Origin of the sequence: Chryseobacterium mucoviscidosis (genome assembly GCF_002177115.1) — a bacterium.
GTDB classification, from domain to species: domain Bacteria; phylum Bacteroidota; class Bacteroidia; order Flavobacteriales; family Weeksellaceae; genus Chryseobacterium; species Chryseobacterium mucoviscidosis.
This window is the reverse complement of sequence record NZ_MVAG01000128.1, coordinates 585,296-600,494: the sequence shown is the minus strand read 5'-3', so window position 1 is coordinate 600,494 and position 15,199 is coordinate 585,296. Positions and strand designations below refer to the sequence as shown.

The following is a 15,199-nucleotide window of genomic DNA, read 5'->3' as shown; positions in this document are numbered from 1 at the left end:
AAATATCAACCAAATTATATTTAAAAAAAGAAAAAAATTAACTTTTAAAATTTGGAAAGTAACATAGGATGTTTAAACTTAATAGCTGTAACCATCGCAAAGACGCAAAATATTATTTAAATACTGTCTTATCTTAAGGCGCAAAAATTTTATCTGCGATAAAATTAAACATCAATCCTTATTGAAAATCTTTGATTTTCTTGCGCCTTAAAGATTTAAGGCTAATAAAATCTTGCGTCTTTGCGTTTTCCAATAAGAATATTTTTATTTCAAAAAAATTTTAAACTCTAAAATAAACTTTGTTTATTCTTAAATTTAACATTAAGAATTTAAGTTAGTTAAACTGATTATAATTAAGGAATCAACACATTTACTTTTATTAAGTTTTTTAAGCTAAAGAGGCTTAATTTCTTAATGGTAAAAATAAATTATAAATTAAATACAATCTCTTTACAATTAGAAAAATTAGTCTGATTTTTGTAGAGAAAACAGGGTTAACAAATCATTATGTCTAAAAAAGAAAAAGTAAATATTTTCTGGTTCAGAAGAGATATCAGACTGGAAGATAATACAGGATTGTTTCATGCACTTGAAGCCGGCTTAAAAGTAGTTCCGGTTTTTATTTTTGATAAGGAAATTCTTGATAAGCTTGAAGATAAATCAGACAGAAGAGTAGATTATTTTTATCAGGCTTTAGAAGAAATTCATACTGAGCTTAAAAAACATAAAAGTGGATTAACCGTTTTTCACGATAAGCCTGTTGAAGCTTTCAAAAAATTGATTAAAGATTTTGAAATTGATACGGTTTTCTGCAACAGGGACTATGAGCCGCAGGCAATAAAAAGAGACCAAGAAATAAAGGATCTGCTTAAAAAAAGTGATATTAAATTTCAGGATTTTAAAGATCAGGTGATTTTCGAAAAGGATGATGTGGTAAAAAATGACGGTAAACCTTACACCGTTTACACTCCTTATTCAAGAAAATGGAAAGAAAATTTCAAGTCTGTCACCTTCAAAAAAATGGAGCTCGATTTTTCAAAATTTCATCAATATTCATCTTCAAAATTTTTAACGCTTAAAGATTTAGGCTTTGAAAAAACAGATCTGGAATTTAAAAAGCCTTCACTGAAAAAAACGATTATTGATGATTACGATCAGTACAGGGATTTTCCTGCACTGGATCATACAACCCGTTTAGGAATTGCCCTTCGTTTCGGAACTATCTCTGTAAGAAAATGCGTGGAATTTGCACAGAAGCACAATGAAGTCTGGCTGAATGAACTGATCTGGAGAGAATTTTTTATGCAGATTTTGTATCATTTCCCAAAAGTAGTGAATCAGTCTTTCAAAGAAAAATATGATAAGATCGAATGGAGAAATGATGAAAAAGAATTTAAAAAATGGTGTGACGGAAACACCGGTTATCCAATTGTAGATGCAGGAATGAGGCAGCTTAACGAAACCGGCTTTATGCACAACAGGGTAAGAATGGTTGTCGCGAGTTTCCTTACCAAACATCTTTTAATCGACTGGAGATGGGGTGAAGCCTATTTTGCAGAAAAACTTCTGGACTACGAGTTGTCCTCCAACAACGGAAACTGGCAATGGGCTGCAGGATGCGGCTGCGATGCGGCGCCTTATTTCAGGGTTTTCAATCCTTCTGAACAGACTAAAAAATTCGATAAAGATTTAAAATACATCAAAACATGGCTTTCCGAAAAAGATATGAACGCAGAACCAATTGTGGAGCATACTTTTGCGAGAAAAAGAGCTTTGGATGTGTACGGAAAAGCGGTGAAAGAGTAGAACCGGAAGCTAATTGAGGGTTATTTTTGTATACCAATTTTCTTCAATGCAGCATTGTTCAGATAAATTTCATCAAAAGAAGTAAGAGATTCAATGTCTTTGAGGTTTTGGAATGTCTTTTCGTTTTTATTGAACGAAAGTTCGATTGAAGTATTGTAAGAAGCAACGATTCTCACCACAGAATATCCGTTGTAAGCAATTTTAAATCCTTCGAAAAGGCATTTTTTTTCGGCTTTCTGATAGATTTTATATTCTTCGAAGGCCTTGCTTTCTTCGTCGTTTCTCTTTCTGGAATTGTGCTCGAGAGATTTCCAGGATTCGTAGTTCTTGGGTTCTTTCAGGATTTCACCTGAAGAATCTACGGGAACAAACATTCCTAAAGTAAGCTCCTTTTTCAAAAGATTGGCATAATTGTTCATGAGTTTAAGCGTCTGAAGGTCTGCATATCCTTCATGGGAATAATACTCGATGACAAAATCTGTCATAGGAATCAGTTTATGAGAAGCATTCGTCATATTTGTGATTTTTTGAGCAACTAAGTTTTTTAAATTTCGAGGTGCGAAGATAAATAAATTGTTAAAAAGAGGAAAACTAATTTTGTTTTAATTACCAAAAGTACTGTCGGTCTTCAATTTCCTCAGTTACAGAAAAATAAAAACCGGAAAGACTATTTTATGTTAATTTTTCCGGTTGATGTTTTTTGATGATTAATCTTTAGAGAATATTACATTTCTTTTTGCAGAATCTCCACAATACGATCTATAAGTTCCTGTTTTTTAGTTTTTTTATTATAAGGTGCTTTCGGCTCAGAAACAATGCTTTCTCTGTTCTTATCAAAAAGTGCATACAGATCCAGATCCGGATGTTTTTCTAAGTACCAAACCAGAAAATTGAGTGGGATTGCATTTTTTCCTGCAAAATAAAGCTGGATCGCCTGTGGAGTCATGCCGTATTCGTCTGCGAGTTCTCTCAAAGTTTCTCCTTTTGATTTGCTGTACTCGCGTAACTTCTCGTGAATTTTCATATCGAATAATTTCTTCTTTTTAATTTTAATTAATAAATAATTGTTAAAATTTCAATTAATTATTGTTTTTAAATATATATTTGTATATTTGTTTCATAATTCTCCCAAAGAGAGAAACACAAAATTACGAAAAAAGGTTAAACAAAATATTTATTTGTATGAGCAAATTGATATATCCCTATCAGAACAGTATTAATGAAACATTTGATTTTATTAATCGATGGCTTCCAAAGCGCTACACAGGTTCTGTAAATATTTTACTGAAAAAATCTAAAGATCCCGATTACATAAGAAAAGTTAAGAACAGGAAGTTACAAGACGAAGCTGTTATTGATGCATTGTACAAAGTTTCTTTGTTCAATAAGATACAGGTAGAGACTGAGACATAAGTTTAAATTCTGAAAACACAATTATTTGATGAAAAAATATATTTAGCTCTTTAATGGGCTGTTCCACAAAAAAACACACATTTACCATGGAAAATTTCGAAACACAGGAAATCATTGTTACAGAATGCTTTAAATGCGGCAGAAGATTTGAAAATTATTTCAATGCTTCACCCTGCTGTACATCTATTGTTGTAAAAGTAAATGAAAAGGGAAATCCTACAACCATTACTTTTTTAAGTTCACTATCAAAACCACGCTACGAATTGTTTGAAGAATTTTCAGAACACGAAGATCGTGATATTATGAAGGAGTCTGAAAATAATAATGTTTTAGTACAATAATAACACTCACCGGTTTTTGAATTTACCCGAACCTAACTTTAATATAAGAAAAGTTTTTTTAGATTTTAATAAAAAGAGTTTGCCCTGAGATTTGGGCAGGCTCTTTTGCATTGGAAAGTTTTAAGATTGATTTTTTTTGATCACCCTAAAAAATCAAAAACCTCTGAAAATCAAATGATTTCAGAGGTTTTTTTGTACCCAGGACCGGGATCGAACCGGTACTCCTAAGAACTGGTGTTTGAGACCAGCGCGTCTACCAATTCCGCCACCTGGGCAAGTGTGTTACCTTGTTTTGAATCGGTGTGCAAATATAGAAACTTTTCTTTATACTCCAAAGTTTTTCAAAGAAAAATTTTAAAAAATAATCTCCAAACCATCGTAGGCAAGGTGCATTCCGGATGGAAGTAGTTTATCTTCAACGTCATGCAATCCCAGATGATGACTGATGTGGGTTAAAAATAATTTTTCGGGTTTCAGTTCTTCAAATAACTTAATAACATCAGGTAAAATAAAATGAGCAGGATGAGGATCAGACTTCCGGATGCAGTTTAAAATCAAGACATCGAGATTTTTTAATTTTTCTTTTTCCGTTTCAGAAATAAATCCGGCATCCGTTATATAAGCCAGTTTTTTAAATTTATAACCGAAAACGGGAATTTTAAAATGAATGACCTCAACCGGGATAATTTCTGTATCTACAACTGTGAAAGGGTTATTTTCAATTTCATGAAGTTCAAAAGCCGGAGCTCCGGGATATTTTTCGTCCGCAAACGCATAAGGAAAACGGTTTTTAACTTCGTCGGCAACTCTTGAAGAACAGTACAAAGGAATATCTTTTCCTGTTTTAAAAATAAGGGGACGCATATCATCCAGACCGATAACATGGTCATTATGTTCGTGAGTAAGCAATGCAATATCTACACGATCTTCCTGATTGGTAAGCATTTGCTGCCTGAAATCGGGTCCGCAGTCGATAAGGATTTTTTTGTCTTCATCGGTGGTTACCATCACAGAAGACCGAAGACGACTGTCTTTGGGATTACCTGAAGTACACACTTCACAAGTGCAGCCAATCACAGGAACACCCTGCGAAGTTCCCGTTCCTAAAAATTTCAACTTCATTTTCTTTTGAGGTTGGTTTAATTTTGGTAAATTTACGAAAAATTTAATGTCCTAATGTATCAGAAACTAACTCCTAAACAAAAAGCATTAACAATTAATCTAGATCCTACTATTTATGGTACTTTCGCAGAAATTGGAGCAGGGCAGGAGACAGTCCGACACTTTTTTAGAGCAGGGGGAGCTTCCGGTACAATTGCTAAGGCGATGTCGGCTTACGACAAAGATTTTAGTGATGCCATCTACGGAAAAGAGGTAAAAAACAGATACGTTACCCAAAACAGACTTCGAAAAATGCTTCGCTATGAAGTCGCTCTTATCGAAGAAAGAATTTCAAGAGAAAGCAATCCCAACAGAAAATATTTTTCTTACGCCAACACTGTTACCACCATCAATTTTGATAAAACAGTTAAAGGTCACGGCTGGGTTGGAATCCGTTTTCAGGTAAAGGAGAACGAAGATTATAATGAAATCGTTATTCACGTAAAGTTCAAGGAAAATGATGCCACTTTGCAGCAGGAAACCCTTGGAAATCTGGGGGTAAATCTTATTTTCGGAGCCTTTCATTACTACGACAATCCTAGAAATTTAATTGAATCTTTATACGACGACGTTGCAAAAGACAATCTTGAAATTGATATGATCGATTTCAGCGGGCCTGCTTTTGCGTATGTGGATAACAGACTGATGTCTTTACAGTTGGTTAAAAACGGAATGACGGATGCCGTGATTTTCAATTCGGAAGGGAATAATATGCTTCCTGCAGATATTCTGTATAAGAAAAACATTTTTGCGGTAAGAGGAAGCTTCAGACCTGTAACGAAGGTGAACATTGATATGCTTCAGAACGGACTCAATATGTTCATGAAAGAAGTAACCTGTACTGAGGATGAAACCGAAGTTTTAATAGAAATTACCATTTCAAACCTTCGCGCCGACGGAGACATCAATGAAAGAGATTTTCTCGACAGAGTAGATGTTCTCGGCAAATTAGGATATACCGTAATCGTATCTAATTATTCTGAATATTACCGACTGATCGATTATTTTGCTTCCTATACAAGCGGAGAAATCGGCGTTGCAATGGGCGTGAATAATCTTTTGATGGTATTCGACGAAAAATATTATAAAAATTTATCAGGAGGAATTCTGGAAGCTTTCGGGAAATTTTTCAGAAACGGGATGAGAGTGTATCTGTATCCATATAAAGATCCGGAAACTCACGAATTACTGGATTCCGATAACCTTAAAGTGGAAGAAAACCTTAAGGAACTTTACAAATATTTCAAGCATAACAACCGTATTGTAGATATTACCAATTATAATCCGGAATTTTTGGAAATTTATTCCAGAGATATCCTGAAGAAAATCGGATGCAATATGAAAGGATGGGAAAATCAGCTTCCGGAAGGAGTGGCAGAGATGATAAAAGAGCGTGGAATGTTCGGCTACAAAGAAGAACTTTCCTTAAAACAATTTTCTTAAAACAGTAAAAAAATGTCAGAATTAAAAAAACGACTTTCGTCTATTCTTGAAAGTCCGAAACATAATACAGAAGAGAAACTTCAGAAAGTGTGTCACCTTTTGGATCAGGAAATATCCTATTTCAACTGGACGGGTTTTTATTTCAAAAACGGAGATAAAGATGAGTTGAAACTGGGACCTTACGTTGGAGCTCCGACAGATCACACCATCATTCCTTACGGTAAAGGAATCTGTGGTCAGGTTGCTGTTTCCAATGAAACGTTTGTTGTTCCCGATGTACATGAAGAAAGTAATTATTTAAGCTGTTCTATCGATACCAAAGCGGAAATTGTAGTTCCAATCTTCAAAGACGGACAGAATATCGGTCAGATCGATATTGATTCTCATACGATTGATCCTTTTACAGAAGAAGACAGAGAATTATTGGAATGGCTGTGTAACGAAGTTTCTAAAATTTTGTAAAAATCTTGCTTTTAAAGTGTTAAAAATATAAGACTCCGGCTCGAAGAGCCGGAGTCTTTTGTATGATAGGATAGATCAAAATTTCCTTTCGAAATGGGATCAATAGAAACGGACTTTAGTCCGTTTTCATAAACAAATGAATAATTGACATCAGCCAAAACTTAGAAAATTTATAAAAAAAGAGTGAGTGCCATTCGTGAAAAAATTAGTGAAATTCGTGTTTAAGATCAGAAATAAGTTCCTTAAAATAATTTTCACACTTCGCAATGTGCGTTCCGTACCACGAAAACGCCTCTCCGTCTACAATCATTATTTTTTTATCAGGATAAAACTTCTTTAGTTCCTTAATATGTTTCTCTTTAAAAGGGAACGGTTCAGAAGAAAGCATTATGAGTTCTGCTTCCGCAAGATCTTCCGTCTGAATCACAGGATAACGTTTCCGATCTTTAAAAATATTTTCAAAACCGATCTCACCCAGAATTTTATGAATAAAAGTATCGGAACCTATCGTCATATAAGGATTATTCCAGATTAAGTAGGCAACTTTTATGGGAGATTCAATTTTTGCGTGGTTGAGAACATCATAGATTTTAAGATTAAAAAGCTGTGCTTTTTCTTCCTGATGAAAGATTTTGCCTAAATTTTTAAGCATATAATAATTGTCCTCAATATTTTCAACATTGGTGACAATTACCTTGAAGTCCTGCATTAAAGCTTCCACCTGTTCTTTTACGTTTTCTTCCTTATTGGCTAAAATAAGATCAGGCTGTAAAGCCTTTATTTTTTCAATATTGATATTTTTTGTACCGCCGATAACCGTTACATTTTTTACCTTTTCAGCGGGATGAATACAGAATTTCGTTCTTCCGACCACTTCTTTTTCCGTTAAACCCAAATCAAATAAAGCCTCCGTAATCGAGGGAACCAAAGAAACTACCTTCATTGTAATATTTTAGATGTCGCCTAAAATTACAAAAGTTTGCCCGTTAAGAAAAGTCCTGCGACCGAAAAATAAATGATTAATCCTGTTACATCCACCAACGTTGCCACAAAAGGAGCGGAAGAAGTTGCCGGATCGAGTTTTAATTTTTTAAGAATGAAAGGAACCATAGAACCCGAAAGTGTTCCCCAAAGTACGATCATCACCAGAGAAACGCCTACACTTAATCCAACAAAAGCCCAGTGAATTCCATAGTCGAAAAAACCTGCTTTATGCCAGATCATAATTCTCAGGAAACCGATGATCCCTAAAATTCCGCCCAGTGATAAACCTGTGAAAATTTCTTTTCTCATCACATACCACCAGTCTTTTAAAGTAATTTCCTGAAGTGCCATCGCTCTGATAATCAGAGTTGCAGCCTGTGAACCGGAATTTCCTCCACTGGAAATAATCAAAGGAACAAAAAGTGCGAGAACAACCGCTTTCTGAATTTCATCCTCAAAATAACCCATCGCCGAAGCCGTAAGCATTTCAGAGAAAAATAAAATAATCAGCCACATTCCTCTCTTTTTTACCATTTCGATAAGAGAAGTCTGCGTATAAGGAACGTCCAAAGCTTCCAATCCCCCGAATTTCTGGATATCTTCCGTATTCTGTTGCTCAATCTGGTCGAGAATGTCATCAATCGTTACAATTCCTACCAGAACTCCGGCTTCAGTAATAATAGGAAGCGCAGCACGGTCATACTTTTCGAAATACTGTACCGCATCCTCTTTAGTCGTCGTTGTGGTAATCGCAACAAAATGATTATCCGTAATTTCTGAAACCAAAGTTTCTTCTTCTGCCAACAAAAGACTTCCCAGAGCAATATCATCGATCAGCCGGTTTCTTTCGTCCACAACGTAGAGATAATTCATCGTCTCTACCTTACTTCCCACTTTTTTAATCTGCTGAAGACATCTTTTAATCGTCCATTCTTTACGGATCTGGATGTAATAAGGCGTCATCAGACGGGCAATAGAATCTGAATCGTAGCCTAATAATTTAAGGGCAATTCTGCGTTCCTGCGGATTAAGATGATTGATAGAATACTTGATAAGCTCGTCCGGAAAATCCTCAAAAAGAGCCGTTCTGTCATCCGGAGTCATCGCATTCAGGATTTCTGAAACCTCATCGCTCCCGATACTTCTGATCGTTTCTTCCTGAAAATCGGGATCAAGATGCGAAAAAACATCTGCTTTGTATTCTTTCGGAACTTTCAGGAATGCCAAAAGCCTCTCGTCCGCGTGAAGTTCGCTAAGAGTTTCGGCAATATCGGCAGGGTTGAAGATAAGTTCGTCTTTAGAATTCAAAACGTCAAATTTTTAAGAGTAGTGCAAAAATAGCCCAAATTTTTAAAATTGCCCAAAGAACTGCAAAATTTAAGGATTATTTAAATTTCTGAAAATAAAAAAGCATCCGCAAAAACGAATGCTTTGAAAAAAATTAAATTTTAAAAGTAATAAATTATTGTTTTTTTTCGTCTGCTGAATTTTATTATTCAGTATACATTCTCAAACACTAAGGTTCAATGCAGGCATACATATAACACGCATAATTGCAGCAATATCCGCCGAAGCAGTGGGAGTCTTTCGTACACTGTACCAAAGCGGCTCCATTGATTTTCTCCTGCTCCTTTCTCGTTAGTTTCTTTAAATTTTTCATAATAATCTTTTGGGGTTAAACTTCCGGACAGTTGTAGTAGACACAAACATTTTGACAGCAGGATCCGCCCGGACATTCAAAATGGTAATGACATTTCTGAAGACCTCCGCCGTTGATCTTTTCCTGCTCTTTTCTGGTGAGCTTTTTCAGGTTTGAATTTTTCATATTATTTAGATTTAATGTAAGCTAAAAATACAAAAAAGGTTTTAATTATTCACCTATAATTGAAAATTATATGATTTTAATATGTTGGATTACTGATGAATATATTTAAATAAAAACAATTCAATAAAAAAAGCACCTGCAAAAACTGCAAATGCTAAGAAATTTCAATTGAGATAGTTTGAATGAATTGTTTCAGACTAAATTAATAAAATATTTTTAATTATTCACACAGGGATGAATTTAATTTTATAAGATTCAATGATTTGCATAATAGTTTTAACTGCCGGAAATTAAAATCCGGATTCTGCAGAAGGTTTAATTTTTTTTAGCTGTTTTAAAATTCCTTTGATGGCTCCGTTGGTTCCTATTTTTACAGAATTTACAGTGGAACCAAGCAATCTCATGTTCTTTTTATACGTGTCATAATCCGTTTCGGTAACCAGATTGCCTTCTGCATCAAATAGTTTCATGCTTACCACGACCTGATTGGAAAAAACATATTTTCCGATTCCTACTTTGAAATATTTTACTTTCGGAACAATGGCAAAATCGGCATCGTTGTTTTTACAGTAATCCCAAACGGTCTGCTTGTCTATGCTGTCAAAAGAAATCTGGGTTTCCGTTCTCAGCATTTTGTTTTTTCTTTCGCTTAAATTATCAGAAACTGCGCTGAAGAAAGCTGTATTGGTAGGTTCTTTAATTTCCTGAAGGTCGGGTTCTACCTCAGGATTGAAATATAAAACTTTTTTGATCTTGTTTTCATGGCTTTTCTGAGCTTTTAATAAAGAAAAACCTGCAAAAAGAGCTAAAGTAAAGGTGGTAAATGTTATTAATTTTCTCATCACTAAATTCGTATGCAAAATTACTGCCTTTTAGTGGGGTAGCATAATTTTTTTAAGAAATTTTTAACATTTTTTTCTATCAAAATCAATAAATGAAATCAATAATGTTGGCAGAATAAAAAAATAGTCGTACTTTTGCACCCGTTACATAATAATCATTAAACAATATTGGAATGTACTTAACAACAGAAAAAAAGCAGGAAATTTTCGCAAAACACGGAAAATCTGCACAGGACACAGGAACTGCTGAAGGGCAAATTGCACTTTTCACTTTCAGAATCAACCACCTTTCTGCTCATTTAAAGAGCAATCACAAAGATTACAACACAGAAAGATCTTTGGTGAAACTGGTAGGTAAAAGAAAAAGTTTATTAGATTACCTTAAAAATAAGGATATCGCAAGATACAGAGCAATTATTGCTGAATTAGGTTTAAGAAAATAATCTACAAAGATTTTCACATAAAAAGCAATCTCGAAAGAGGTTGCTTTTTTGTTTTCGTAATCAGAAGTGGTTTTCGGTGCAGAATATATGGAAATTATGGGATAGATGGGTAAGATTTTACAGACAAAAATTTAAAAAAATCATTATAATACATTATCTTTGCAAACGAAAATTTAGACGAAATATAATTAATTAAAGTACTCAATACGGAGTACAACACAAAACAATTTATGAGTGTACCTCAAGCAATTACAGAGCTGATTACTCTTGCAGACGGCAGAGAAATCACAATTGAAACAGGGAAATTAGCTAAGCAAGCTGACGGATCTGTAGTCGTAAAAATGGGCGGAACAATGCTTTTAGCAACTGTTGTAGCCAACAAAGAAGCCAATCCCGGTGTAGATTTTTTACCTTTAACAGTAGATTACAGAGAAAAATTCTATGCAGGCGGTAAAATCCCAGGAAACTTTTTCAGAAGAGAAGCAAGACCATCTGATCAGGAAATCCTTACGATGCGTTTGGTAGACAGAGTTTTGAGACCTTTGTTCCCTGAAGATTTCCATGCGGAAGTTCAGGTAATGATTTCATTAATTTCTTATGACGGACAGTCGATTCCTGATGATTTAGCAGGTTTGGCGGCGTCTGCAGCGATTGCCATTACAGATATTCCTTTCAACGGACCGATGTCTGAAGTACGAGTGGTAAGAATTGACGGTGAGCTTTCTATTAATCCTAAATTCGAAGATCTTAAGAATTCTGATCTTGATATTATGGTGGGAGCTACTAAAGATTCTATCGTAATGGTGGAAGGTGAAATGAAAGAAATCTCTGAGCAGGAAATGCTGGAAGCAATCACTTTCGCTCACGCTGAAATTAAAAAACAAGTTGAAGCTCAGGAAAGATTAGCTGAAAAAGTAGGAAAATCATTCCCGAAAAGAGAATATTCTCACGAAACTCATGACGAGGAAATCCGTGAAAAAGTTTGGAAAGAAACTTACGATAAAGTATATGAAGTAGCGAAAACTCCTTCAGGCAAAGAAGAAAGAGGAGAAAAATTCAAGGCGATCCGTGAAGAATTCCTTGCTCAGTATGCAGAAGATGCAGAAGAGCTTGAAAGAGTAACTCCTTTCGTAAAAGTATATTACCACGATGTGGAAAAAGAAGCGATGCGTCAGATGATTTTGAATGATAAAATCCGTCTTGATGGTCGTGATCCTGAAACGATTCGTCCGATCTGGAGCGAAATCGATTATTTACCTGGAGCTCACGGTTCTGCAATTTTCACAAGAGGTGAAACGCAATCTTTAACGGCTGTAACTTTAGGTTCGGTAAAAGATGCGAACATGGTAGACAGCGTAATGGCAAACTATGACGAAAGATTCTTCTTACATTATAACTTCCCGCCGTTCTCAACGGGTGAAGCCAGACCTCTGAGAGGAACTTCAAGAAGAGAGGTTGGTCACGGAAACCTTGCTCAGAGAGCTTTGGCAAATATGATCCCTGAAGAAAATCCTTATACGATCCGTATCGTTTCTGATATTTTAGAATCCAACGGTTCTTCTTCAATGGCGACAGTTTGTGCCGGAACATTGGCATTGATGGATGCGGGTATTCAGATTACAAAACCAGTTTCTGGTATTGCAATGGGGTTGGTAACTGATGTAAAATCAGGTAAATTCACGGTACTTTCTGATATCTTAGGAGACGAAGATCATTTAGGTGATATGGACTTTAAGGTAACAGGAACTGCAGACGGAATCACAGCTTGTCAGATGGATATCAAAATCCAGGGATTATCAATGGATATTATGGAGAAAGCGCTTTTACAGGCTAAAGACGGAAGAATCCATATCTTAAATAAAATTACTGAAACAATTGCTGCTCCAAGAGAAGATGTGAAACCTCACGCTCCGAAAATGGTAATGATGGAAATTCCTAAAGATTTCATCGGTGCTGTAATCGGACCTGGTGGAAAAATCATTCAGCAAATGCAGAAGGATACAGATACTGTTATTGCAATTGAAGAAATTGGAGAAATCGGAAGAATCGAAATTTCCGGTGTCAGCAGAGAAAAAATCAACGAAGCGATTGCGAAGATCAATGAGATTACTTTTGTTCCTGTAGTAGGGGAAGTTTACAAAGGTAAGGTTGTGAAGGTAATGGATTTCGGTGCTTTCGTAGCGATTGCTAAAGGTACTGAAGGTCTTCTTCACATTTCTGAGATCGAATGGGCTCGTTTAGACAAAGTTCCTTATAACGAAGGTGATGAAGTGGAAGTGAAATTTATGGGTTATGATGACCGTAAGAAAATGAAGCTTTCCAGAAAAGTTTTGTTGCCAAGACCTCCAAGACCTGAGAAGAAAGAAGGTGAACAAAGGGGACCAAGACCGGAAGGACAGAACAACAGATCTGAAAGACCAAACAGACCGGAAGGACAGAGAAGACCGGAAGGTGAAAAACCTGCGGGAGATAATAATCCTTCATCTGAAGCTTAAGATTATTCTGATATTAACAGATATGAAAACCACCGGATTTCCGGTGGTTTTTTTATGGGGTTTGTCGGTGGAGATAGGGAAAATGAGGTTTCAGATTGCGTTGTGATGATATCTGAGGGGCGATATTAAACTCCTTCGGAGTTTTGTTGTTGTGGGGGATGTGTCTTTCTACACAGATATTGCTCCTACGGAGCAGTTTAAGGAGGAAGTATACGTTTTACTTTAAAATTTAAATTGAAGGAAAAAAGAATATTGTTTAGAGTTGAAAGAATATAAGTTTCAGGTGATCGAATATAACTTTCAGGAGTAAGAATATTGTTTACAGTTGGAAAAATATAAGTTTTAGTTGATCGAATATAACTTTCAGTTGATCGAATATAACTTTCAGGAGCAATAATATGGTTTACAGTTGAAGAATATAAGTTTCAGTTGATCGAATATAACTTTCAGGAACAAGAATATTATTTACAGTTGAAAGAATATAAGTTTCGGTTGATCGAATATAACTTTTAGGAGCAGGAATGTTGTTTACAGTTAGAAGAATATAAATTCCAGTTGATCAAACATAATTTTTAGCGATTAAAATATAAAAATTGAATATCCGTTAAACACCTATTAATATGCACTAATATTAAAATCAATTATTTATAACAGGCACTTCGACAAGCTCAGTGTGACACCTCTAATACTAAACGCTTGATTTTTAGCGATGTCAAGCTGAGCCTGTCGAAGCTTTAGGTTAATAAACGGACAATTAAATATAAAAAATATCCTGACTGAATATTCGTCAGGATATTTTTATTTTAGTTGTTAACTTTTACGAAAAGATTTCTGGTTTTAATCCTCTGTTCTTTAGAAGGATGTTATTCTGTTATCATCGAAAGTTTAATTGCCGCTACATTGCTGTATTCGGGAGAGGTGGCTCCATAAAGACTTTTTACATATTTTTTTACGTTCTGTACGATGGGATAGAGTCCGGTTCCTTCTGCATACAGTATTCTGTTTCTTTCAATGAACTTGAGGTTAAGTTCTGCTTCGGTCTGGTCTACTGCCTGAGTGGTGGCTACCAATGATTGTTTGTAGGTATTAAGGGTTGATAGTTTCAGTTCTTCTTCATCTGGTGTATAGGAGGGTATGGTTTCGAGCAACTGTACAAGAATGCCGAAGTTTTCAGCTTGCTGGGTGTAAGACTGTCGGGAAGAGGAAATGATTTTGGGTGCTTCTTTGCCTTCCTCGGGTGTTGTAGCAGGCTTCTTTTTTGCCCCCTGTATGGTGCGGTTCAATGATTTTGCCTGATTTAAGGTTCCCTGTGATAACCCGAGAATTTCTAAACGGTTGGTAATTCGGGTACAGTTTGTTTTCAGGTTTTTGAATGCGTCCTGACGAAGAGCAATGGCATTTTTGTTGGCATTGCGCTTTTCCTCGACTTCCGTAAGTTTCGCATTGGCAGTGGTGTACAGGTTCTGGAGACTATCGATGGTAAGCTCGGGAACCGGCGGATTGTAAAGGGGATAAACGGAAATCTGCTGAATTAATTTTTGCAGGTTCGCCACATTTTTGGCGTGCCCTATTTCTGATCTTGAAGACATAAATGTTTGTGTTTTTTTAAATTCTTTCAAATTTAAAATTTATTTTGAAATGGTTATTATTTTTCGGTAAATATTTTGTAGTCAGGATATTATGTTAAGTTTATGAATAGGAAACCCTCGCGGTGAGGCGAGGGGGATGTTTTAAAAGTAGAGCTTGTAAAATCTGTTTTTGAGTTTTAAATTATTATTGCACAAAGTCGGGAGACTTTGCAAAGCAGGAAAATTGGTTTTATACTGTAAATTCTGGAGAACAAATACTATAATGTATACATGTAATATATTATAAATTAAGCTATCAAAAAATAAGCAACCTTCATCTCCTCAGGTTGCTTGGTTTTTTCTTCCTTTACGGAATGCTGTCACGTACATGTGTGTGAATGAAAATGATTACTCAC

16 protein-coding genes and 1 tRNA gene are annotated in these 15,199 nt (G+C 35.4%); 7 read left to right on the top strand and 10 right to left on the bottom strand.

All coding sequences use genetic code 11. From position 1 onward, the window contains the following. Nucleotides 1-507: 507 nt before the first annotated feature. Nucleotides 508-1,806 (top strand): cryptochrome/photolyase family protein, encoded by a 1,299-nt coding sequence (locus B0E34_RS17325; RefSeq protein ID WP_087711511.1) that lies wholly within the window; start codon nt 508-510, stop codon nt 1,804-1,806. 20 nt (nt 1,807-1,826) lie between these two features. Here the strand turns inward: B0E34_RS17325 and B0E34_RS17320 are convergent, their stop codons facing one another. Together B0E34_RS17320 and B0E34_RS17315 are read right to left on the bottom strand one after the other, a co-directional pair. Next, the gene (locus tag B0E34_RS17320; protein ID WP_087711509.1) at nt 1,827-2,321 is read right to left on the bottom strand and encodes a hypothetical protein; all 495 of its coding nucleotides are present in this window, start codon (nt 2,319-2,321) and stop codon (nt 1,827-1,829) included. 209 nt (nt 2,322-2,530) lie between these two features. After that, nucleotides 2,531-2,830 carry a helix-turn-helix domain-containing protein gene (locus B0E34_RS17315; RefSeq protein WP_087711507.1) on the bottom strand — a complete coding sequence of 100 codons (300 nt, stop codon included), beginning with the start codon at nt 2,828-2,830 and terminating at the stop codon, nt 2,531-2,533. Nucleotides 2,831-2,988: 158 nt separating this feature from the next. On the opposite strand from B0E34_RS17315, the gene B0E34_RS17310 reads away from it, so the two are divergent. Further along, nucleotides 2,989-3,219, top strand: coding sequence for a DEAD/DEAH box helicase family protein (locus B0E34_RS17310; RefSeq protein ID WP_087711505.1), 231 nt, complete (start codon nt 2,989-2,991; stop codon nt 3,217-3,219). An 86-nt stretch (nt 3,220-3,305) separates the two neighbouring features. Then, the gene (locus B0E34_RS17305) at nt 3,306-3,560 is read left to right on the top strand and encodes a hypothetical protein (RefSeq protein WP_123956688.1); all 255 of its coding nucleotides are present in this window, start codon (nt 3,306-3,308) and stop codon (nt 3,558-3,560) included. 195 nt (nt 3,561-3,755) lie between these two features. Here B0E34_RS17305 and B0E34_RS17300 read toward each other — a convergent pair. Both B0E34_RS17300 and B0E34_RS17295 read right to left on the bottom strand, forming a co-directional pair. Continuing rightward, nucleotides 3,756-3,835: transfer RNA gene (locus B0E34_RS17300), tRNA-Leu, on the bottom strand. A gap of 79 nt (nt 3,836-3,914) precedes the next feature. Next, on the bottom strand, nt 3,915-4,682 hold the full coding sequence (locus tag B0E34_RS17295) for an MBL fold metallo-hydrolase (RefSeq protein ID WP_087711501.1): 768 nt from the start codon (nt 4,680-4,682) through the stop codon (nt 3,915-3,917). A gap of 54 nt (nt 4,683-4,736) precedes the next feature. Here B0E34_RS17295 and B0E34_RS17290 point away from each other — a divergent pair, with 54 nt between their 5' ends. Further along, nucleotides 4,737-6,164: a nicotinate-nucleotide adenylyltransferase gene (locus B0E34_RS17290; RefSeq protein WP_087711500.1), complete on the top strand. Its 1,428-nt coding sequence runs from the start codon at nt 4,737-4,739 to the stop codon at nt 6,162-6,164. Nucleotides 6,165-6,176: 12 nt separating this feature from the next. Continuing rightward, nucleotides 6,177-6,626 (top strand): XrtF-associated fRMsr-like GAF protein, encoded by a 450-nt coding sequence (locus B0E34_RS17285; RefSeq protein ID WP_087711498.1) that lies wholly within the window; start codon nt 6,177-6,179, stop codon nt 6,624-6,626. A gap of 205 nt (nt 6,627-6,831) precedes the next feature. Here the strand turns inward: B0E34_RS17285 and B0E34_RS17280 are convergent, their stop codons facing one another. The 5 genes from B0E34_RS17280 to B0E34_RS17270 all read right to left on the bottom strand — a co-directional run bounded on the left by B0E34_RS17280 (nt 6,832) and on the right by B0E34_RS17270 (nt 10,277). Continuing rightward, complete coding sequence (locus tag B0E34_RS17280) at nt 6,832-7,569, bottom strand: ABC transporter substrate-binding protein (protein WP_087711496.1); 738 nt, start codon at nt 7,567-7,569, stop codon at nt 6,832-6,834. A gap of 26 nt (nt 7,570-7,595) precedes the next feature. Then, complete coding sequence (gene mgtE, locus B0E34_RS17275) at nt 7,596-8,918, bottom strand: magnesium transporter (protein WP_076395417.1); 1,323 nt, start codon at nt 8,916-8,918, stop codon at nt 7,596-7,598. Between the two features lie 208 nt (nt 8,919-9,126). Continuing rightward, entirely contained in the window at nt 9,127-9,270 is a 144-nt protein-coding gene (locus B0E34_RS21425) for a bacteriocin-like protein (RefSeq protein WP_165763011.1), read from the bottom strand. A 15-nt stretch (nt 9,271-9,285) separates the two neighbouring features. Continuing rightward, nucleotides 9,286-9,435 carry a hypothetical protein gene (locus B0E34_RS21420; protein ID WP_157967233.1) on the bottom strand — a complete coding sequence of 50 codons (150 nt, stop codon included), beginning with the start codon at nt 9,433-9,435 and terminating at the stop codon, nt 9,286-9,288. A gap of 290 nt (nt 9,436-9,725) precedes the next feature. Next, nucleotides 9,726-10,277 (bottom strand): pyruvate decarboxylase, encoded by a 552-nt coding sequence (locus tag B0E34_RS17270; protein WP_076395419.1) that lies wholly within the window; start codon nt 10,275-10,277, stop codon nt 9,726-9,728. Nucleotides 10,278-10,450: 173 nt separating this feature from the next. Between B0E34_RS17270 and rpsO the strand changes: the two genes are divergently transcribed. Further along, on the top strand, nt 10,451-10,720 hold the full coding sequence (rpsO, locus tag B0E34_RS17265) for a 30S ribosomal protein S15 (RefSeq protein ID WP_076395421.1): 270 nt from the start codon (nt 10,451-10,453) through the stop codon (nt 10,718-10,720). A 230-nt stretch (nt 10,721-10,950) separates the two neighbouring features. Further along, on the top strand, nt 10,951-13,215 hold the full coding sequence (locus B0E34_RS17260) for a polyribonucleotide nucleotidyltransferase (protein ID WP_076395423.1): 2,265 nt from the start codon (nt 10,951-10,953) through the stop codon (nt 13,213-13,215). A gap of 863 nt (nt 13,216-14,078) precedes the next feature. Here the strand turns inward: B0E34_RS17260 and B0E34_RS17255 are convergent. Further along, the gene (locus B0E34_RS17255) at nt 14,079-14,804 is read right to left on the bottom strand and encodes a hypothetical protein (protein ID WP_087711494.1); all 726 of its coding nucleotides are present in this window, start codon (nt 14,802-14,804) and stop codon (nt 14,079-14,081) included. Between the last annotated feature and the right edge of the window lie 395 nt (nt 14,805-15,199).